This window comes from Culicoidibacter larvae, from assembly GCF_005771635.1.
GTDB classification, from domain to species: domain Bacteria; phylum Bacillota_I; class Bacilli_A; order Culicoidibacterales; family Culicoidibacteraceae; genus Culicoidibacter; species Culicoidibacter larvae.
The window spans coordinates 25,998-48,865 of sequence record NZ_VBWP01000010.1 but is presented as its reverse complement, the minus strand read 5'-3'; the positions used below and the strand labels follow the sequence as shown (position 1 = coordinate 48,865).

The following is a 22,868-nucleotide window of genomic DNA, read 5'->3' as shown; positions in this document are numbered from 1 at the left end:
TCGCTTACTATTTTACAAACGCTTTTTAGAGCGGCTGAATACAAGTAATATTCCTGCAACAACAACTAAGATGATTCCAATCAAAGCAGCAAAAGTAATATTTTGCCCACTCTGTGGCAATCCATTTGTTGAGCTGCTGTTTGTATTCTCAGCAGTTACTTCAACATTAATTGTCGTACTTAAAACTCGTTCATTAGTTGTATACAAGTCATAAGTGCTGACAGTTGCTGACGGATTAGTGTAAGCAATTGTCATTTGATATGTACCAGCTTTAGGTGCGCTTGTTAATTCGCTAATATTCAATACTTGCAGTGGTCCTAAGTCACTGTTTGTCAACTTATCAATTGCACGCGCATCAGACTTAATGATAATACTATCTACTATTGTACCATCAGCAATTTTTGCTTGTAGCTCAGCAAAAGTCATTTTGAAATCATTAGCTGAAATTATCCAAGTGCCATCAGCAATATAATCTTGCCATTTCGCTTGCAGTTGTAATCCGCCTGCTGGCATCGCAAATGTTCCGCTGTATTGTGTTCCATTTTCGTCAAACCAGCCAAGGAAGCCATAACTCCATTGTTCTGTTGTTACACTGCTGATGTCTACGGTACTGTCAGTTGGTGCCACAATTGAATCTACACCACTGCCGCCATAAGTATTGAAAGTAATCACTTGATTAACTGCTGTCCACTTCGCTTTCAGCTGTAGACCGCCTACCGGCATCACAAATGTTCCGCTATGTTGCACATCGCTTGCATCAAACCAACCAATAAAACTATATCCGGCTCTGGTTGGTACAACCGTTTCAAGATTCACACTGTCTCCGGTCGGTTTTACAATCGCTGCTGGTACACTTGTTGCATCACCATCATTCACATCTAAGTGGATTGTTTGATCAATCCCTTGCCATTTCGCAGTTAAGGTTGCGTTGTATGGATACATATTGATTGTTCCACTTACTTGCGTGTTATTGCTATCATACCATCCTAAGAAAGTGTAGCCATCTTTCGTTGTAACTTGGGCATCAATATCAATTGGTGTATCAGTAGCGGCGCTAATCGCCGGTACTGTACTTCCGTCTTTCGCATCAAAACTCAATGTATATGTATTGGCGCTATATTGGACATAGAGATTCAGATAATTCGCTGGCATCGTGTCACTACTGAAGTTCCACTCGTTACCACCAGTTTCAGCATCAAACCAGCCATTGAATGTGTAGCCCAATTTACTTGGGTCCACTGGCTTCGGTACTAACGCACCATACGCCACTGTTTCCGTTGTTATTGTGCCTTCATTATTAAAGCTCACTGTGTATTGATCAACACCGAATTGCGCATACAACGTCACATCATTCGCTGGCATAGTTTTGGTACTAAAGTCCCAAGCATTACCACCGGTTGAGGCATCAAACCAACCGGCAAAACTATATCCGGTTTTGCTTGGATCAGTAGGTTTAGTTGCTTTGGTTCCGTAGTTAACCGTTTGATTAGTTGGCGCGGTTCCGCTGCCACCATTGGTTGCAATATCAAAGCTCAGTGTGTATGAATTAACTGAGTACTGTGCATAAAGTGTCATGTTATTTGCCGGCATTGTTCCAGTAGAGAAATTCCACTGAGTTCCGCCAGTAGCGACAGTATACCAACCTAAGAAAGTATAACCTTCTTTACTTGGAGTTGCCGGTTCAACTACTTTATTGCCATAAACAACATCAGTCGTTATTACAACTCCATCGATATTAAAAGTAGTCGTATATGTATTGATACTGAACTGCGCATACAAAGTTGTATTGGCAGCTGGCATTGTTGTCGTGTTGAAATCCCATGCTGTGCCGCCGCTTGCTGCCGTAAACCAACCATTAAATGTATAGCCGGTTTTGGTTGCATCAGCTGGTTTTGTTGCTTTTGTACCGTAGTTAATTGTTTGTGTTGCCGGAACACCACTTTCGCCACCATTGGTTGCAACATCATAGCTCAATGTGTATTGATTTACTGTGTATTGTGCATATAATGTTGTATCTTGAACTCCCACTGTGTACGGGAAGGTTACTAATGTTCCACCGGTGCTTGCTGTAAACCAACCATTAAACGTATAGCCTTCTCTAGTAACTGCAGGTTCACTTGCAATGGTTTCTCCCGGGTAACGCTTAATTACATTATCGGCAGTTTCACCACCCTGAGCATCCATAGTAACTTCGGTTGGGGTAATTAATCCGGCATTGATTGTCGTCGAGATAGTAGTACTAGGCGTAATGTTTGCAGTTGTCGCTTTTAAATGATCGGCAGCTTCTGTTGGTGTTGAACCACCACTAGTAACTGGACTGAAACGAGTTGAATCATCAGTGTTTGGATTACCAAATACAATATCAACATTTTGATTTTTATCTAAGCCCATAAATTTATAGACTCCGGCGATACCATCGTGTGTTTGAGTTGTTGCGGTTGCTAATTGATTTGTTGTTCCCGCTTCATAGGCAATAACGGAAACTCCGTTGCGTCCAATTTCACCAGCATCCTGCAATCCATTGCGGTTATCATCATTGAAGACGATACCAGTCACGATACCAGTTTTTAAGCGAATTGCAATTGGCTCACTTGGTTTATATCCGGCACTACCATCAATACTGCTATATACACGTGCTGAATAAATATTCATATTGCCAGCATGAGCATCAGCTAATGGATCGGTTAATGCCAATGGAAAATCAATAACATCTAATGTCCCATCAGGAATTGCATCAGTTGTAAATATTTTTACCATGCGAATATTATCTTTATTTGTAATAGTATCCCATGTGACAAAATTTGGTGAAGAGATACTAGTCTCATATGTTGTTGCATAAAGGACCTGATAATCGAGAGCTGTTGCAGAAGTGTTAATTTCTTCTAATAATGCTGTTGTCCAGCCAAAAGCTTCTTTTTGCAAATGATAGCTTGGATTCCACTCTCCAGGTGTGGCTGGTGTTAAGTCTGTTTTTTCACCATACTTTGGAATCGGCACAAGTGCAGTGTAACCATTAATTGTTTGTCCTGAATTATTTGTTACCGCCAATTGATACTTAGCATCACCGCTTGGATTCAGATCAATGATTGATTGATTAGTATCATAATCATAGCTCACCCATGGGCCATCATCAAGATTAGCTGCCGTTGTAACTAAAAATGCTTTTTTAGCAGTAATATTGAAAGCATAGCCTTGACGGTAAGAACCAAGTGGGATATTTGAATTAGCCTGTCCGGTTACATTATATTTATCAGTAGTAAGGTACACACTGTACCAACCACCATTAGTTACTCTGATTGATTGATCAAGCGGGGTAACTGAAATGATATCTTGAACCATTAACGCAGTTGTCGGCGCTGACGGCTTAATTTTAAAATCATAAGTCACAGTTGCATTTGGATATATAGTGCTGGCCGTTTCTGTATTCCCCATACCTAAAATAACATCTGGTAATTCTAATTTATAGAATTTATGATTAGAATTATCAACACCTTCAATTGCAGTCAAACTTCCATCACTGGTTTGATAGGTATTTCCATTCCAGGTGACTTTTAATGTATCTGGATTAACTATTGTATAATCAGTATCACGTAGATAAAAAGCAATCCCTTTTAAGGTACGCATCATATCATTACTATAGCGATAGTTAGTAAAATCAACCGTTGAAGATGCCGAATAAATGCTGCCGCTACTTTGTGTTGTTACTAAATTTCCAGTTAATCCCACAGTTGAGCCCATAGAAATTGAGTTATCATTAACCGTAATAGCTTGAGTTTTGGTTTGAGAATTTGAGACATTCCCAGTTTCAAAGACTGTTAATGTCGCATTATATTTTCGATCAGCAGGCATATCTAAAATTTTTCCATAATAACGAATCGTGGAAACTTGGAAGTAGTCTAACCTTGAACTTGTACCGCCGCTAACCCATCCGCTAGGAAAGGAACCAGCATAATCCCAAGTCAATTCTGTTATATACTCAGCATCTGTTGTTATTCCCAATACCGATTTACTAATATTTACATATTGACCGGCTCCACCTGCTGTTCCAGTAACTGTTGCAATCGAATACGTATTATTCAAATTTGTCTTGGCAACGACATTCTTAACTTGCATACCGTTTGGTATCGTAAGACTAACTTGTTCAACGCCATATTTACTGCTATAAGCACTAAAATCTAACTTTCCGGAACGATTAGTAATCACGTTAGCACTAGTATTTTTCACTTGCATATTACCAAGCAAATTCATACTGGCATCAAAGTCTTGAAAAGCTAAAGTTTGATTAGATGTATCCAGTTCTAATTCCGATGCCACATTTGGATCACTTACAGAAATGACTGCTGTACTACCATATGAGTGCACTATCCCTGAAGTTTCAACTGAACCATCAACTCTTGTGATTGAATTTGTAAACCCAGCATAAGAACCAATTGAAAAGACTTGATAATTTCCGGTTGCAATATTATCCGGAAGTTTGAAATCAAAATATAGTGTAGATGCAACTTTAAAATTTGAAACAGTATAAGTTATATACTGGTAAATTGCATCACTAGGATCATCTGTTAATGTATAAGAAAGTGTTCCTGATGATGTTCGTACTCCCGTCAAGTTAAGCAACTTATTTATTTTCACAGTGTAGGTCAATTCATTAACAACTACATTAGTTAGACCTGCACTATATGAATCAGTATTTACATATGGATTAAGTGATGTCCCCACGGTAACATCATCTCCGATTGAACGATACATTGTCCCACCTTGATACATACTAATCCAGATATTTTGAGCATTAGTCACAGTAACATTATTAATTTTACTGCTCTCAATTTCATGATCCATTCCATTTTCAGTATAGCTCGAACTAATATCCGCTACATTAGCAAAAGTCTCAGTTGGTCCGTTAAACAAACGCACCGAATAAGTCACATTCAATTTTAAGGTTAGTTCTAAATAAACCTCATTAGTTCCGGGGTTTTTTTCATAGGTTAATGTTCCTTTTCCTGTTAACCAGCCATTCACTTTTTCTGGCGTGTAAATTGCATTGCTGATTTTCCCAGCCTGTTGCGGATAGTCATTTACTAATTTATCGAGATCAAACTTCCAGCCATTTGTACCGTCTGCAACCATCCCAGGTGCTCCAGCCAGTTGTAACACATTATTAAGTTTAATTTCTATCTTAGCTCCGGTTACTGTTGCACGGTCTGGAAATGAAGTAGCAATACTTAAAGTTCGTGCCGGTGTGTACGCGTCTTTAGGTGCATAACTAAAGTCAGCATTGGTTGCCAAATCTTGTCCGTCATATACTGCAAATGCATTTTGCGTTGTTGGTGCATCTCCTAACAGTTGCCGTCCTCCCTGAACACTTGTTTTTGGCGCTTCGGCTTCAGCTGCTGGTTCACTTTGCAGCTGGTCAGCCTCAGCTGCATCAGCCGCCTCGTTTTCCCCTGTATTATTTTGTGATGACTCTTGCGTCACTTCGTCACTTTGTGCTAAAACGCTTAAGTCCATTTGCGTAAGTACCAAGAGCAATGCTGCTAATGATACAATAATTAGTTTTCCAATTTTTTTACTCATATTAGAAACCCTCCCTTAAATTCTAATATACTGTCCTGTTATTCGACATCTTGTCCTATTTTACAGTAATATCAATTCCAATTATAGAACACGTGCCATTTGGTTCAACGAAAAGTCTGTGTTCTTTTTGTGTAATTTTTGTATATTCTCTCCAGTTATTATTATTGTGCTCATAAAAAAACGATTTTTGGCAAACAAAAAAACCAAACAAATTTGTTTGGTAGAGCAAATAATCCATAACAAGCAGCATTGGCAAATAATGCCAGCATCCAGTTAATTATTTAGTCCCCCCATTTTTCATAACTTATTGTCCCATGTTTTAACGTAAAAAGCAATTTTGTGAATAAGTTTTTTCTTTCTTGGGAGAAACTATAAAAACGGCCGGGTTTCCAAGTGACCCAGCTGTTTTTTATAAAGTGAAACCAACTGTTTAGGGCAACAATGCGCATTGGGGGTAGCCACATTATTGCCCTAAACAATTGTAAGAATATCCGAAGATACTCTTACAATCAACATTTATTTTTTAACTTTACGTAAGACTAGCATACTTGCACCTGCAACCACAAGTCCAATTACTGCTACCTCAGCCAAATGTGTTCCTGTCTGTGGTAATCCAGAATCTGAATTATTATTTGAACTATTGTTTGTACTGCTATTATTATCAGTTGGTGTTTCATCTTGTAACCATTGAGCATACAATACAATATTTCCATTTACTGTAATCGCATCACCAGCAGCATATGCTGTACCACTGCCATTAGCAGCAGTATTCCAGCCGACAAACGAATGATTATTACGGGCTAAATCTATGATATTCAACACTGTTGCAGTTACTCCGATACTATAGCTATTGGCATCAACTGGAACACTACCGATAGTATGCCCGTTACCATCATAAGTAACAGTATAAGTAATCGGTTCAGCCCAGATTGCATATAATGTTAAGCCATCACTGGTAAGATCAGCATTGCCGACTGTGTAAGTAGTTCCAGTCCCGTCAGCTTTAGTATTCCACTCAACAAATGTTTTACTGCCGTTGGCCAGATTGGAATCATCAATGATAGTTGTTGTACCATTGTAATCACCAACATCAAAATACGTTGTTGGATTAGTTCCTACATAATAAGCTTCTCCACTATATCCGGTCAATTGCGGCAAAGTCCATTCACCGCCATTTGCTTCGTAACGGATCCAGCCAATTTCTACGGCACCACTGTCCGGTTTTGTTGTACTGCGTTGATGCGCACATTCATCAAATGTATAAATTGATGGTGTTCCGGTACCATTGGCAATCCCTGTAATTCCATCATTAGGAATAATTGGCATTGTTGGAATCGCTTGATAAGAACTGTCGTTCATATCTCCGGCCATCACTGTTGAGTTATGCAAAATCGGAACAACCGGGTATACACCGAAAACATCTTCAAAAGTTGCTGTTATATCCGCTCCATTATCAAACCCAATATTACCACCATTATTGGTCGGCTGTGTCATTGAAACATTTTTATACTTTGAATTAACATTTTCAGTTCCATCATTGTTATAAACTTTATTACCTATAGTAATATTATTTTGAAAGATTGCTTTTTGCGTACGGAATAAAGAACCGCTTCCGGCAACTGCCCCGCCACGTTGTGTCTGAGATGCAGAAAAACCAGAATAAGCGTTATTATTAGCAAAAGTATTATCTATAAAGGTTGCGATTGTTGTTGAACCTTGTGAACCACTGGCATAAGCTTGAATCGCACCACCACTGTAATCAGCCGCGTTCCCTTTACCATACGCACTATTATTATAGAAAGTAGAGTTAATAACCTGAATATCAGTATTCTCTTTTCCTTGCAATAATAATGCACCACCATCATCATCGGCCACATTGTTAGTAAAAGTTGAACCAGTCAATGTAAACTTACCGCCAACTCCAAGCTCATATAATGAAATCGCACCACCATCAGCATTCACATTAGCAGCAGGGCTTAACGCCTTATTACCGTCGAAATAACAATCATTGATTGTATTGATATTACTAGCGGTTGACAAATTTATCGAAATCGCTCCGCCGCGATTAAACTTATTAATATTATTCAAGAATAAACTGTGTTCGATATTAATAACACCACTGGCATTTTTAATAAAGATTGCACCACCATCATACCCGGCACCATTATTCACATTATTTTTAAATGTCGAATTGCTGATACTCAAATATTTCGGTGCCTCTTCAGCACGAATCGCGCCGCCACCATCAGTAACAATATTAGAATCAAAAGTAGAATTGGTAACCGTTAAAGTTCCCGCACCCTTCAGATTAATTCCACCGCCGTTTATATTCAAAAATTTGGTTTTATTAAATACAAAGGCACCTTGATTATTTTTTATCATCACGCCGCCGCCAAGATTGGCTGCAACCGGTAAACCATCAGCGCCATTGCTGGTCAAACCTTTAAACTGAATCGAATCAAAAGTAATTGTTCCGCTACCAGTGCTAGTCACATTAAAATGCTTCTGATTAGCAGCCGGAGTTAAAACCTTATTATTACCATTAATAGTAATATTGTAATTATGAGTGATATTCAAAGTAATAACGCCACTTAAAGCAGTCGGAAAACTACTACCTAAGGTAATCGTTTTATTCATCTCAGCGTTATTTACCGTGTCAACTAAGTCTACAACCGTTTCTACAGTTACACTTGCACCAGGCAGTACCGCCTTCAATGGCACGCGACTAGCCAACAACTGAACATTATCCTCGCTAGCAACATTATTCGCGCCAGATTCTTGCAAATCAATCCCTTGATTTGCCTCACTTTCAACTGTGCTATTCTCAGCACTAGTCACTACTTCACTAGCATTGTTGCCGCTACTCTCAACTTCACTAAAAGCTGAAACTACCGGACTAACTTGAGCGGCCACAATCGCCGCCAATAAACTAGCCGCACCTATTTTTGCGATTATTTTTTTTGACATATTAATTCCCCCCTGTGTGATAATATGGATAAATACAGTATAAACCTAAAATTAATCACACACAATAGATTATTACAACATTTTTATGAATTATATGTATATGTGATTTTGTGCAATTCTGGGAGAAAAGAGAAAAAGAGCTGGCTTGTGGCCAGCTCTTTTTTATCCACTATTTTCTTTTCTTTTTAACTAAGAAGACACTACTCAAACCAATCAGTACCCCGCCAGCTCCGGCCATCATCAACGGTTCCTGTCCAGTCACCGGTAATTTTGAAACCGGATCATCAATAACTGTAACTGCTACCGTTCCCGAAAGCGTATTGACATCAGTATTCTCCTCAGCATCTTCCGCACCAAACACCGATACAGCCGCTGCCGCAGAACTTGTTCCAGGCGTATAAGTTACCGGCGCATGATAATCACCAACAACTGCAACCACACTTGAACAATCAATATCAAGCGGCGTTAAAATTTCACCGGTTTCATCATCCCAGGCTTTAGCATTGCTCTTCGCCAATACTTCCTGGCCTAATGTTCCATTAGCCATATAGCCATCAACTTCCGAAACCGTCATCGTAATATGATCACCATTAATCTTCCAAACCCCATCAGCAATTAAATCTTTCCATGCTGCTTTTAATGTCATCCCGCCTGCCGGCATATTAATACTGCCAAATACCAATTCATCATTGTTATACCAACCCAAGAAGCGATATCCCGGGCGTTGCGGTTCAGTAACCGCATCAATATCAACAATTGAATCTGTCGGCGCAATAATATCATCTGGTTTTGAACTTGATAAACCACCATTGACATCAAAGGTGATTGTTTGGTCTAACGCTGTCCAATGTGCTGTTAACTGCATTCCGCCTACAGGCATAGTGATAATTCCATCAACCTGAGTCGCACCATTATACCAACCATCAAATTGGTACCCGGCACGAGTCGTCACCGCAGAATCAATATCAACACTGGCTCCGGTCGGTTCAACAATTGAATCCACGCCACTACCACCGGCAGCATCAAAACTAATCACTTGATTAGCCGCTGTCCAATGCGCTACTAAATCCAACCCGCCATTTGGCATTGCAAAGGTTCCGCTATGTTGCACATTGCTGCTATCAAACCAGCCAACGAAAGTATAACCCGCATAACTTGGCACTGCACTGATAGTAACACTTGAATCTGTTGGCTGTACAATATCAGCCGGCTCAGTTGCCACATCGCCGCCATTAACATCAAATGTAATTGTTTGATTGTCAGCAGAAAATTGCGCATATAAGTTCAAGTTGCTTGCCGGCATTTTATCATTAGTAAAATTCCATGCCGTCCCACCTTGTGTTTGTGACCAACTCAAGAAGGTATAGCCACCTTTGGTCGGATTTGATGCCGGATTAGTTACAACATTATTATACCGTACATTTTCTGTTGAAACTGTTGCACCATCAACAATAAAGTTTACTGCATATTGTTTTGCTACTAATCCGATTGCTAAATCTGATACGTCAACCTTGGCTGATGTGTCAGCTGTTTTCGCCAAAGCATCTACCGCTTCCCACTGTACTGCATTTGGATTTACAACTTCCACTAAATAATTTTGGGCATTGATTTTAAAACTATATGCACCGCTGGCATCAGTTGTCGTTGTTGCCAATTTTTGCGACTTATCCTGATTCCACAAATTCACTGTAAGTCCGGCAAAATCTGCGTCACCGGCACCTTTTGTCGGGCTTAAGTCTTGGTCTAAATCTTTGAACACTGTTCCGGAAACCGTCACATTGTTCGCTTGATAAGCAAGCACTGAACCTTGGTAAATAGTTGCTGGTCCGCCTTGTTCTGCAAATATGAATGATGATTGTGCAGTCAGCAATTCATCATAATCAGTCGTATTTTCTCTGGCACCAATCATATGGATCGGCACGGTAATTGTTGTAGTCGTTGACCCCGGAATCGGTGAAGTTGCTTTCACTTTAAAGCCGCTCACTTTGCTCCAGTCAGTAATGCTTGCTGCTGGCACATATGTTGTATCGCTACCGCCGCTCAGCTCATTACGCTCTGGTGTTGCTGCTGTTGTATAGGTTATTTCAAAACCGCTTGGTGTTGTAATTGCCCCAGTCAAACGAACTGCTTCATTTGCACCTTTTGGTAATGACTCATAATAAGTATATTGGTCAATGATTTTATCAGTCGGGTTATTAACAATAACCTCAATCTCACCATTTGAATTATTATAAAAATTGACAATTGACTCTGTCTTGCTTTCTGAGTAGAAAGCACTCCATGCCGGATGATCATCTGATTTTGCTCGGTGGTAGGCACTGAAACCAGTGTTTAAAATCAAGACGTTACTTAAACGTCCATTTACTCCAATTGCAATTAAGCTATCATTAGTTCTACCATTTTCATTGACATCATATTTATCAGGATAAACCCCACTGCCATAAGCAGTTGTAAATTTTTGGTAACTATATGGTGAATCAATTAATACTGCTTGGCTTAAATCTACCATTCCCGGAATCGCATATTGGTCAATTTTCACCGGAATTGATAATTTCATACCAGATCCTGGTGTGTATACATTGCTAGTAGTAATTTTCCATACTTTTTTACCGTCGGCCGCCGCTGCAACATTTTCGACTTCTTCAATATTAGTAATAGAACCATTTTTAGCTCCGGGAGTCACTATAATTGCATCCATATTTGGTGTAAATTCTAATGGCAGTGTCACATAAATATTCGGGTCATCAACACGATTATCATTCCCATATGGATACCAGCTACCATCAAGTTGAACATTTAAATTAACATTTGCTCCCGGTAAAAATGAATTCCCTTGCGCAATGGATGTTCCTCCGGCTAATGGAACAGTTTTAACATCTGTGTACGGCACTGCCATTGTTGTAGTACCGCTTAGCTGATCATCACTAATGGTAGTAACCACATTACGTATATCACCGCTTTTAATTACTGTTACACCATCACGATAAGTTTCATCTATCGTTCCATACATAGTAATTGCATAGCTATATTCTTGTGGAGAGCCAGAGCTGTACCAAATTTTCTGCCCAACTTTAAATTCACTAAAAGCAAATTCCAATTCCGTTAAATATTCTCCTGCTGTTAAGCCAAGAGCAGCTGCATTTACCGTTGTGGTCGCGTTAGGAATTACCTTTTGAATAGTTCTACCTGTATTAGTTGTTACTGTTGCGGTAATTGATCCGCTCCACACATCATATATATTAGAACCAGGAACGTAGAAACCATTAACTAACATCCCATCAGCTGGTTTTGTCGTCACTTTAAAATTTGAACCATCATACGAAGTATTGTTTGAAAACTGAATTCCATAGAGACGTGTATCACCTTTTTCACCAATATACATATAGTTTCCCATACCATTTACAAAACTACGTATATCAACAAGTGTTTTCGGAATCATAACTGTTCCACTTATTGTTTTAAGCGGGGTAATAATGTCATTATTAGTAAAAGTGTACTCAGGTGCAGTTTTACCGGTGATATGACCATCTACTGTTGGTGCACTTGGCGCAGTAACAGTGTCGCCAACATTTACCCCGTTATATGTAACTGAAAACCCTTTGACAGTTGTTCCATTTAAAATACTGGTAAATGCAACAGTAACACTATGGCTGCCGGCATCATAAGTTACTCCAGCATTCAATCCCTCAACAAAAGTCGCTTCTGCCGGCAATGGAATAGTAACTGTCGCATCCATTGCCAAAGTATAGTCATTACTAGTAGGATAATTAGTTGATGTTGCATTATTACTCCTTGTAAAGGCAGAAAGATTATAGAGTGTTTTAGCACCTGGAGAAATCTGTCCACTGGTCATTACAATATTTAACTTTGTATCATTGAACATTGTCAAATTCAATTTTTCCGCTAAAGTACTAGTACTATTCACATAATCAGTCATCGTAATATCACGCGTCTCATTATGCATAGTATTGCGATAATTAAATGATGTAGTAAAACTAAAGACATATTGTCCGGCTGCTGCGCCCTCAATCAAATTAAAACGATATGTTTTTCCAGTTAGTGAAATTGTTGCTATATCTTCTAGATTACCTTTATTAAATCCCGAAAGATTCATATCACTTGGGACAACTAATTCAATATATTCATTAGCTTTTGCTGGACTTTTCAACTTAATTGTTCCGCTGACAATACCTGCCGCTTGAAACATTAGTGTTGTTGTTCCGTTAGCAGTATTAATACTTGTTCCATTAGCATTACTAACTGCTAACGTCAACTCACGTTCAACATTTGCTGCTCCCAGCAAATTTCTTTGTGCAGTCGGTGCCTGAGTTTCCTCAGCACTTGCTGGTGGCTGCTCGTCTGAGCTAACTTCATTTTCAGTGACATTATTTTCACTGGTTATCTCAGTATTAGCTTCACTTGCATTATTTTCGCTAGTTGCAAAAACCGCAAGATTAAACTGAGAAAAAATCAGTAACCCTGCAATTACTGATAGAAATGCTGTTCTTATAATTTTTTTGCCCATTGTATGGCCCCCTTTAGAATACCTTTGCAATCTGTTCAAACATGATAAATTTTTAACAGATTGCTATACATCAAGTATATCTAACGAATACAGGCGCATCAAAGGATTATCACGTAAAGTTATTGGATTTTTTGTATATGTGATTATTTCACTATTTAATGATGCTGCGAATGATATCACGAACTAATTTTGAAGTGATGAGATAGTAGACTGCAATGATGATAAATGGAATCAATAAAATCAACACCAGCAGTAAACTCAAGAGATATGGATGAATATGCAAAAAACCATACCATGAGAAACCTTCACCTGGATCATGTTGTGCGAACCAATTCGCAAACGATTGGTTCGCATCAGTACCATCCACAACTGTTACCGTGACGCTGGTTTTCACAAAAGCATCAGTTGCAAAATAAAGCGGATAGCTCCCCACCGCCTCCTTCACTTGCGAACTATTTACTTGCGTAACCGGCACCTCGGCAAGGGTATTAATATTCCACGCCCGCGCATTAGCCGCCTCAATCCAGCCAGCCTTATTCATCGCGGCTACCTGATTCAAATTGATAACAATCGAATGAGCATCAATAGCAATATCATCAACAATAACCGTATGCTCGCCGCGTACAGTCAAATAAATCGTCTTGTTGATGGTCTTACCATTTTGAGTATAACTTACCTCAATCGGATATGTTCCTGGTTGAACATGTTTCTCCTGCAAGTTTTTTAATTCCTGCTCGCGCGCCTCTTGCTCCGAAGCATACTGATTCGGCTCATTATATGCTGTAACCTTCATTCCAAATCCCGCGGTCACTAAAAGCACTGCCAACGTAATACGAACTAACCATTTCATCATTACTGCGTCTCCAGTGGCAACGAAATTGTCAGCACCACACCATTATCACGCGGTGCGAAACTGCAGGTGCCACCGTATTCTTCAACCATACTTCTAATCGTATAAAGCCCAACACCACTGCCATAAGTATTCCCGGTATCCACATGATAGAACAAATCAAAAACCCGCTCAAAATCAATACTGCTAATATCCGCCTTATCATTATATGCCTCAATAACTAAATGTTGGCTCTCTTCAAAAGCCTCCAACTCAAACGTTCCTCCAGCATCAGCGTACTGACTGGCATTAGAGATAACATTATGAATAATTTGTTTTAGCTTAATCGGACTTATATTGATAAAGATGGATTCAGGCGTATCAACATACGACTGAATCTTCCGCTCACGAAATAGCGGTGCAAATAAACGCATCGTTTTCCGAATCATTTCTACTACTTCAACATGCTCTGTCTTAGTAACTTCACTGATATCATCCAGCTTTTGAATCGTGAGTATCTCATTAACGTCCTTAAGCATCTGTTCGCTGCTATCAGACAATAAATGTATTTCTTCTGGCTGCAAAACACCCTCTTCAAGCTTGTTAGCCTGCACCATAATAATATTCAGCGGTGTCTTAAGATCATGTACCAAACTGCTAATTAGCTGTTCTTTATAAATGTTTTTTTCTTGCCGGGCTTGCAGCTCGTATTCCAAACCTGTATATTTTACCGTGATACTTTTCATTTTTCGCTGTAAGTCTACAGTAAAATCTTCCAGTTCTTCTGACAAGAAATCATAATCATTCTTTTGACTGCCTGAGTGCACTTCATTCAAACGGTACTCTTTTAGTTTTAAAATATTATTGCGTAGCTTTTGCAACGGTCGCAACACTTTAAAAAACAGAATGACAACTAAAACAATTAGAATCAAACTCAACATTATTGCGGCACCTACAATAATACTGATGATAATTGAGAAAAATAATTGTGAATCAGTTTTATAAATTGCCAACCAAACCTGATATGTGTTTCCACCACTCTCATACTGATATGCAGTATGATAACTCAGCGCATTTTCATTGATAAAATCGGTGATAACTGAAAAGTCAGTTGTTGATACTGTCGAATATAATACTTGACCATTTTCTAAAACAACAATATCTAAAGTATTGCTGGCATCAATATCAGTCAATGCCGCCTTACGTTCATCATCACTAGATAAATCCAGCGCTGACTGAACTTCACTGGCAGTCGCCTCAGTTTTATCATAATTAATTTGATCATATATTTGCGGAATATTATAAATAACTAACGCAAAAACAACAACAATAAGTAGATAAAGTAATCCACCAATCAAAAATAACTGTAACCAATTTCTTCCGGTTCTGCTATTCATCTTATGTTTATTTTTATTCAACCCACTCATAACCAACACTCCGAACTGAATAAATAGTTGATAGAACAAGTTTTGTCCGCAAGCGTTTTATATATGTATCAACATTGCGAATATCCAATTCATCTTCACTCTGCCGCCAAACCTCTTTAAGCAACTCCTCACGAGTGATGACCCGTCCCTTGTTACGCATCAAATAAACAAGCAATTCATATTCCTTGCTTGTTAAGACTACTAGTTCATCATCTTTATATACTTTTCGTTTCTGTATATCTATCCGTAAGTTTTCCGGTTCGGAATAAAGCTCAGTATCAACCCGCAAAACTCGATTCTCACTGATAACCCGCGCTATCCGTGTTAACAATACTTCAACCGATACCGGTTTTTTAATATAATCGTTCACCATCATTTCAAGTCCGGCGACCTCATCAGCATCTCGATTAGAACCAGTTAAAACAATAACCTTAACTTCCGGATCAATCCGCCGCAGAAAAGAAAAGAACTGTAAACCATCAACATTTTTCATCTTCAAATCAGTAATTACTAAATCATAATTACCCAACTCAAAAAGCTTAATGCCATCCATAGCATTATCACTGCTTATAACCTCATACCCTTCATGCTTCAAAACACCAGCAATAAACTCCCGGTACTGCTCGTTGTCTTCAACATGTAAAATTCGTTTCATAGGAATATACCCCCACACTACAAAATCATAAATTTTTTACTATTATAACCCCATTATATGCCAACAAAACTAAAAAATCTCGTTACGTGTTCAAATTATAGCTGATTATATTACAAAAAGCAAACACAAACAACAGTTTTTCCGCGATAGTTTTCCCATATTTAAAAAAGAACCAGAATGAGCGCAACGCCCACTCTGGTTCAAAATACTAGAAAATTTTATTGCCCGGCAATTACCTTAAAAGCAACAAGTTCATTGGAATCATCCAACAACTTTAAGAACGCTTCTTTACTCTCACCAACACCGCCACCACATGACATTGTCAGCTTCACCTGCTTATTTTTAATTGGATATTTTTCAAGAAAAGCTTGTAACGGCAAAGCCACTTTACCGGCCCAAATTGGTGTCACAAAATGAATCACATCATATTGTTCTAACCCAATATCATCCAATTCATTAATAGCTAATTTCTTATTACTTTTTACTAAAAATCCCAAGGAAATCATTTGCCAAACTTTATTTTTACTAATCTTTTTAACTGTCGTAATTTCAACTTTTGGCTCTGGCATATCTGCAACAATTTTACGTACATGATTGTTCAAACTGTAATATATAACTAATTCATTGCTCATATAAAATCACGCCTTTCACTACAATTATACACCCATCTTATTTTCTTGTCTCTCAAACAAAACACCTCAAAGAGGTGTTTTGTTTTTCTTCTTGAAGCAATCGATGGGACACCCCAAGAGTACTTACTTTCGTCAGGTTCTAGAGCCTGACTTTGCAGCGCTAACTCTGTGTCGGAACTCCGTTCGATTCCCTATTTCATTTCTCCCAAACAAAAAAACACCTCAAAGAGGTGTTTTGTTTTTTCATTGGAGCGATCGATGGGAATCGAACCCACGCCCGAAGCATGGCAAGCTTCCGTTCTACCATTAAACTACGATCGCATTTATTTATCAACACTAATAATTTTACTGGAAAAGCATGCTTCTGTCAATATCAATTTCACTAAATTACATGTCTTCTCGTTGTTTCTTACACTTGACTGCTAACAACCTGTTCAGATAACACTGTTTTACGCAGCAAATAGAAATTACGATAGTTCAAAATTGCACTCACTACATAGCCACACCATGCCGCCAAAGCAACAATAACATAAATAAAATTGACAAAAATCTGACTGCCCATATTAAGCATTGTTTCAGCCTGATCACCAAACACACCAAAAAGCATAAGCATAGTCGCAAAAATACCCAATCCGCCAGTCATCACTGAAAAAACAACCGGTAATGTACTAACATCATTCTTGCGCCGAATAACAATACTAATAATCGAAAGCACAAATACCGCAATACTCGGAATCGCAAACAAAGCATCAAGGAAAAGGCCCAAAACCGGAACAATCATGATTGATGAAATTATAGCAATCGCAAGGCTTAGGCCGGCAATTGCCTTATATGGATGCGCATCTGTAGTGTACATACTTATCCCTCTGCTTTATAATTACTAAATCTTTACTGTCTGCACTAAATCACCAGAGTCAATATCAAAAATATTTACTCGAATCTGTTCCTCTAAATCAATAATAGCATAGCTTTTCATTGCTGTATCAAATTCATTGGTTGCTTCTCCCGGAGATATTAAAACCATCCCTTGATACTCACTGATTATCGGCTGCGGACTGGCACCAAAAATAACCACATCGGCATGAAATTGCTTAGCAAAATTATACATATGAATCAAACCATTTTTAATATCCTGTTGGTATCCGTTCACAATTAAAATCCGACGGCCTTCAACATCTAGAATATAATCACGCAAAAAGTGCGGGTCAAAATCATTAGGACCACTGACCACAACATACCCCTGAATGTATTCATTATCATATGAAACCATAGCGTTTCCGCAATGGACAAATAAATCACAATGCTCTAAATGGCGATCACGAATTTTCTCCAATGCTGCCACTTGTCCGCGAGTATTATAAACAGCTAATATACGCATCAAATCACTCCTTTATTGATAGTGTTCTTCTTATATTCCTAATTGTTTTACTTGCTCAATTAAGTCTTCCAAAGCATGCTTGCGATGACTGACTGCATTCTTAGTCTCATCACTCACCTGCGCCAAAGTTTGATTAAAATATGGCATATAAAATACTGGATTATAGCCGAAACCATTGGTACCAATTGGCTCATCAGTGATAAACCCATCACAACGTCCTTGTGCAACAAGCTCCCGCCCGTCTGGCATTTTAAGTATCAAAATAGCAATAAAGTATGCTGACCGATCAACAACACCCTTCATCTCCGCCAATAACTTTTCATTATTAGCAACATCATCATGGGCAACACCAGCATAACGTGCTGAAAAAACGCCCGGCGCACCATCCAAAGCATTTACACAAAGCCCTGAGTCATCAGCCAGCACTGGTAAATCAGTTAACTTTGAAATCTCGTCAACCTTCAAACGCGCATTTCCAATAAAGGTGTCCGCGGTTTCCTCAACATCAACATCAATGCCAACATCATCCAGTGACTTAATATCAATTGCCAATGGCGCAAACATCGCCTTAAATTCTCTAATCTTATTCTTATTATTCGAAGCCAATAAAATCGTCTGCATACACTTTCCTCCAAAAATCCTTATGTTAATTCAACATGCTCAACAACAAAATCACGTTCTGGCAACCAAAACTTAATCTTATCAGCAAACTCCGCGGCATCCCCAGTGGTCAAGACCAGCTGGCAATGCCCCAAAAATAGCTCCCGATTAATCAACGGCAGTGCTTCCTGCACGGTCTGATACGCCGGATTGATAAACGCCTTATCAGGCGCAACCGCCTTTAACTGCGGCAAAATAAACGGGTAATGCGTACACCCAAGCACCACACAATCACTTTCCGGTGAAAGTTGATCAGTATAATTACGAATCAACGACTCATCAACGCTGCAAGCCTCAATCATCGGCACCCATTCAACCGGTGCAAACTGCTCAATCGTAAGATTAGGATGATAACGATTTATCATCTTCACATAACTCTCTGACTGCACCGTTTGAAACGTTGCCAGCACACTTACATGTTCAGTAAAAGTAAGATTAGCTGCTACCTTAGCACCATTGCTGACTACATCAACAATTGGTAAATCAGGATAACGGGCAATAATCGCATCAAGCGCCCGCGACACAATTGTATTACAAGCAATCATCAACAACTGAATATCATGCTCACTGATTAAATAGTCAATCATTTCAAAGGCAAATTGCTGAATCTCTTCCGGCTCGCGATTGCCATACGGACATCGCGCATTATCGGCAACAAAAACAATTGGTGCTTCCGGCATCGCGGTTAAAAACTCATCAACAACTGATAAGCCGCCAATACCGGAATCGATAAAACCAATTGGTTTGTTTTGTTTCTCCATACTATTGTCTCCTTATTATATATTTTACTATAATAAGATTGATTGAAAGCGATTGTAATCAAAGGAAGTTAGAAAAAATTGTGATTGAGCGTATCTAAACATACGTGATTGAGCAATTTTTTCTAACTTTCAAAGATTGCGAACGCTTTTCAACAGTCTTATTCTTCATCGCTTTGTAAGTAATTATACACTTCCTGCGCAAGTTTCAGTGGAATAACTGCGGCTAAATCGTCAACCGTTGCTTCCATTATTTTATTCAACGAACCAAATGTTGTCAAGAGCAGCTTCTTGCGTTGCTCACCAATTCCAGGAATATGATCAAGTCGTGAATTAAGACTCAATTTAGTTCTTAATTTACGGTGATAATCAATAACAAAACGGTGAACTTCCTCTTGCATATTACTGAGCATATAAAATAATTCTTTGTGCTCTTTTAAATTAATCTTTTCATTATCCAAACCAACTAAAGCAGTAGTCTTATGGCGGTCATTCTTCGCTAAACCAACAACTGGAATATTAATATTCAATTGTGCTAATTGTTCACGGGCCACATTAACATGACCAATACCGCCATCGACAATAATTAATTGCGGCAACGGCTTATCTTCCATCATCATCCGATAGTACCGTCGATATAGAACTTCGCGCAATGCACCATAATCATCTTGTTCTTTAATTGACTGAATCTTATACCGGCGATAATCGCGTTTTGAAGGCTCACCATTATGGAACACAACAACTGCACTTACAATCGCATCATTACCTAAATTGGCCGTATCAAAAATCTCAATACGTGTTGGAGTTGCAATACCCAACAATTCGCCAAGCTGCTCCACAGCACCAAGCGTCCGACCAACTTGTTGCAAATACAACTGCTTCTTCTGCTCAAGCGAAGCCGCCGCATTTTCAGTCGCCAAATCAACCAAGTTTTTCTTCTCGCCTCTTTGCGGTTGGATAATTTTCAAATCCAACGCCTCATTTAAAGTCGAAATATCCAAAGCCTTATCCAGATAAACCATTTTTGGCTTCATAACATGTTCCAAATTATAGAACTGCAAAATATAACTATAGAATACTTCAATCGGATCATCGAAGTATTCTGCAATTGTACTCTCACGAGTAACCAACTTCCCACCACGCACATGGAATACTTGAATAGCAACCAGTACATCATCATACGAATAAGCAAAAATATCGACATCATCATCAATCTTCATATGCACCGTCTGCTTAGTAACCAGCATATCAACCGCATTCAACATGTCACGAAACTCAAGTGCCCGCTCATATTCCATTCGCTCACTGGCATCACTCATCCGCGCCTTCAAATCATTAATAACCGGCGCTGTATCACCCTTCAGAAATTGCTGAACCTTTTCAACATACGGTTCGTATTCTTCTTGTGTTATCGGCAAAATACAGGGTGCCAAGCATTGACCGATATGGTAATACAAGCACTCTTTCTTTGGTAAAATCTTGCACTTACGCAAAGGATACATAAAATTAAGCATGTCAACAACCGCACGCGCCGAGCTTGCACTCGAATATGGGCCATATAAAGCCTTGTACTTCTTACGCGGCTGGCGCGTAATAATCAAACGCGTGTGCTCATCAGTAGTCAAAGCAATAAACGGATATGACTTATCATCCTTCAATAAAATATTATATTTAGGCTTATGCGCCTTGATTAAATTACTCTCTAATAGTAACGCCTCAGCTTCACTCTTCGTAATAATCAAATCAAAATCGCTGATTTGCATAACCAACTGCAACGTTTTTCCTGAGTGACTGCCGGTAAAATAAGAACGCACCCGATTTTTCAGCACTTTCGCTTTTCCTATATAAATAATAATCCCGTTGCTATCCTTCATCAAATAACAACCGGGCTTATCCGGTAACAACTTCAATTTATCTTTTACAACTTGGGTATGGGGCATATTTCTCTCACTTCTTTTCAATCCCGGTTTCAATCTTGGCTGCAGCGTCGCCGAACCTTGCATCTCTTTTTTAGTATATCTTCTTCTGTCTTTTTTCTTCATTCTAAAAATCTGGAAGAGCCCTCAGGGAAACCCTGACTACTCTTCTTCTTCCTTCGCATCCATTTGCTCGCGATACTTAGTCATAAAGATGTCCACATCTTCAGCCACATCCTCACGGCCAACCTCACCTAAATCAGGCAACTCATCAAGATGCTGTAAGCCAAAATAGTCAAGGAACTCCGGTGTCGTTGCATATAGAACCGGTCGTCCAGGTGTTTCCTGACGACCAACCTCAGCAATGAAGCCGTAAGCAACCAGGCGGCGGACAATATGATCGCTGCCGACCCCGCGGACAGCTTCGATGTCCGCGCGGGTTACCGGCTGTTTATAAGCAATCACTGATAACACTTCAAGCGTTGCATTCGATAATGTATGCACTGCTGTATTAGTAAAGAAATCTTGATAAAAGGCAGCATGATCGCGCTTAGTCGTTAACTTATAAACGCCACCAAGTCGCTGCAACTCAATGCCGCGGCTTGGATTGTTATATTGTTCCTTCAAAGCTTCAAGCAAGAACTCGGTATCACCGTTAGTTGCATTCATTGCTGCGGCGATTTGTTCAAAACTTAGTCCTTCATCACCGCAAATAAATAATAACCCTTCTAAATGTGCCAATCGCTCATCCATAAATTATGCTGCCTCCTTACCTTCAATAAATATATCAGCAAAATTCTCATCTTGCTGGATTTCAATTAAATGTTCACGTGATAACTGCAATATCGCTAAAAAGGTCGTTACTAAATAGACCCGGTCATTGACTTCAAAAAGGTCACTAAAGGCAACTCGTTTGCCTTTAGCCAATTTCTTCCGAATATGCGTCATTTGCTCATCAATACTGACTTCAGCAACCTGAATTGTAGCATTGATATTGCGGTGCAGTTCTTTACGCTGCATCAACTTTTCAAAAGCCACCATCAATTGATAAACATCGCTGGTGCTGGATTCATCAAGAATGATTTGCTCCTGCGTCCAATCGCTGATATCTTCAGGCGTCTTTGTATGGTACTGTTGCCGCTCTTCCTCCAAAGCACGGAAATGCTGACTGATATCCTTAAACTGCTTATAAGCAATCAATCGTAAAATCAACTGTTCACGTGGATCCAACGACTCCTCGCCGCTTTCTTCCTTCGGCGGTTTTGGTAACAACCAACGGCTTTTCATTTCAATCAACTGTGCAGCCATAAATAAATATTCGCTGGCAACTTCCAGATTCAAGCTTTGCATTTGCTGAATATAAGCAACATACTGACTGGTAATTTCCGTCAAAGAAAGGTCGTATATATCGACCTTGCTCTCTTTAACTAAATGTAACAGAAGGTCCAATGGTCCTTCAAAATCATCAATTTTTACTATGTATAATGGGTTTGATTCCATAGAACCTCCTTTTCTTAAGAGCAATAGTTTCTGTCTTTGATATTTTA

The 22,868-nt window shown here is 39.1% G+C and carries 14 protein-coding genes and 1 tRNA gene; all 15 read right to left on the bottom strand.

Annotated features, from left to right (window positions below; genetic code table 11):
* Positions 1–12: 12 nt before the first annotated feature.
* The 15 genes from FEZ08_RS12590 to FEZ08_RS10150 all read right to left on the bottom strand — a co-directional run bounded on the left by FEZ08_RS12590 (position 13) and on the right by FEZ08_RS10150 (position 22,821).
* Entirely contained in the window at positions 13–5,574 is a 5,562-nt protein-coding gene (locus FEZ08_RS12590) for an InlB B-repeat-containing protein (protein WP_138192032.1), read from the bottom strand.
* Between the two features lie 516 nt (positions 5,575–6,090).
* The gene (locus tag FEZ08_RS10215; protein WP_138192030.1) at positions 6,091–8,541 is read right to left on the bottom strand and encodes an InlB B-repeat-containing protein; all 2,451 of its coding nucleotides are present in this window, start codon (positions 8,539–8,541) and stop codon (positions 6,091–6,093) included.
* 169 nt (positions 8,542–8,710) lie between these two features.
* Complete coding sequence (locus tag FEZ08_RS10210; RefSeq protein ID WP_138192028.1) at positions 8,711–13,066, bottom strand: InlB B-repeat-containing protein; 4,356 nt, start codon at positions 13,064–13,066, stop codon at positions 8,711–8,713.
* A 151-nt stretch (positions 13,067–13,217) separates the two neighbouring features.
* The gene (locus tag FEZ08_RS10205; protein WP_138192026.1) at positions 13,218–13,919 is read right to left on the bottom strand and encodes a hypothetical protein; all 702 of its coding nucleotides are present in this window, start codon (positions 13,917–13,919) and stop codon (positions 13,218–13,220) included.
* Positions 13,919–15,322 (bottom strand): sensor histidine kinase, encoded by a 1,404-nt coding sequence (locus FEZ08_RS10200; RefSeq protein WP_138192024.1) that lies wholly within the window; start codon positions 15,320–15,322, stop codon positions 13,919–13,921. The genes FEZ08_RS10205 and FEZ08_RS10200 overlap by 1 nt, the downstream gene beginning before the upstream one ends.
* Positions 15,306–15,977 carry a response regulator transcription factor gene (locus FEZ08_RS10195; RefSeq protein WP_138192022.1) on the bottom strand — a complete coding sequence of 224 codons (672 nt, stop codon included), beginning with the start codon at positions 15,975–15,977 and terminating at the stop codon, positions 15,306–15,308. Before FEZ08_RS10195 ends, FEZ08_RS10200 begins: the two co-directional genes overlap by 17 nt.
* Before the next feature lie 218 nt (positions 15,978–16,195).
* The gene (locus FEZ08_RS10190) at positions 16,196–16,609 is read right to left on the bottom strand and encodes a hypothetical protein (RefSeq protein WP_138192020.1); all 414 of its coding nucleotides are present in this window, start codon (positions 16,607–16,609) and stop codon (positions 16,196–16,198) included.
* Positions 16,610–16,856: 247 nt separating this feature from the next.
* Positions 16,857–16,930, bottom strand: a tRNA-Gly gene (locus tag FEZ08_RS10185).
* A gap of 88 nt (positions 16,931–17,018) precedes the next feature.
* Positions 17,019–17,465 (bottom strand): hypothetical protein, encoded by a 447-nt coding sequence (locus FEZ08_RS10180; protein WP_138192017.1) that lies wholly within the window; start codon positions 17,463–17,465, stop codon positions 17,019–17,021.
* Between the two features lie 24 nt (positions 17,466–17,489).
* Positions 17,490–17,987 (bottom strand): YfcE family phosphodiesterase, encoded by a 498-nt coding sequence (locus FEZ08_RS10175; RefSeq protein WP_138192015.1) that lies wholly within the window; start codon positions 17,985–17,987, stop codon positions 17,490–17,492.
* Between the two features lie 30 nt (positions 17,988–18,017).
* Positions 18,018–18,608, bottom strand: coding sequence for an XTP/dITP diphosphatase (locus tag FEZ08_RS10170; RefSeq protein WP_138192013.1), 591 nt, complete (start codon positions 18,606–18,608; stop codon positions 18,018–18,020).
* Between the two features lie 20 nt (positions 18,609–18,628).
* Positions 18,629–19,408, bottom strand: a complete 780-nt coding sequence (gene murI, locus FEZ08_RS10165; protein WP_138192011.1) for a glutamate racemase — start codon at positions 19,406–19,408, stop codon at positions 18,629–18,631.
* A 158-nt stretch (positions 19,409–19,566) separates the two neighbouring features.
* Positions 19,567–21,447, bottom strand: coding sequence for an excinuclease ABC subunit UvrC (gene uvrC, locus FEZ08_RS10160; protein WP_138192009.1), 1,881 nt, complete (start codon positions 21,445–21,447; stop codon positions 19,567–19,569).
* A 36-nt stretch (positions 21,448–21,483) separates the two neighbouring features.
* Entirely contained in the window at positions 21,484–22,074 is a 591-nt protein-coding gene (gene scpB / locus FEZ08_RS10155; RefSeq protein ID WP_138192007.1) for an SMC-Scp complex subunit ScpB, read from the bottom strand.
* Between the two features lie 3 nt (positions 22,075–22,077).
* Positions 22,078–22,821: a segregation/condensation protein A gene (locus FEZ08_RS10150; RefSeq protein ID WP_171015033.1), complete on the bottom strand. Its 744-nt coding sequence runs from the start codon at positions 22,819–22,821 to the stop codon at positions 22,078–22,080.
* Positions 22,822–22,868: the final 47 nt, after the last annotated feature.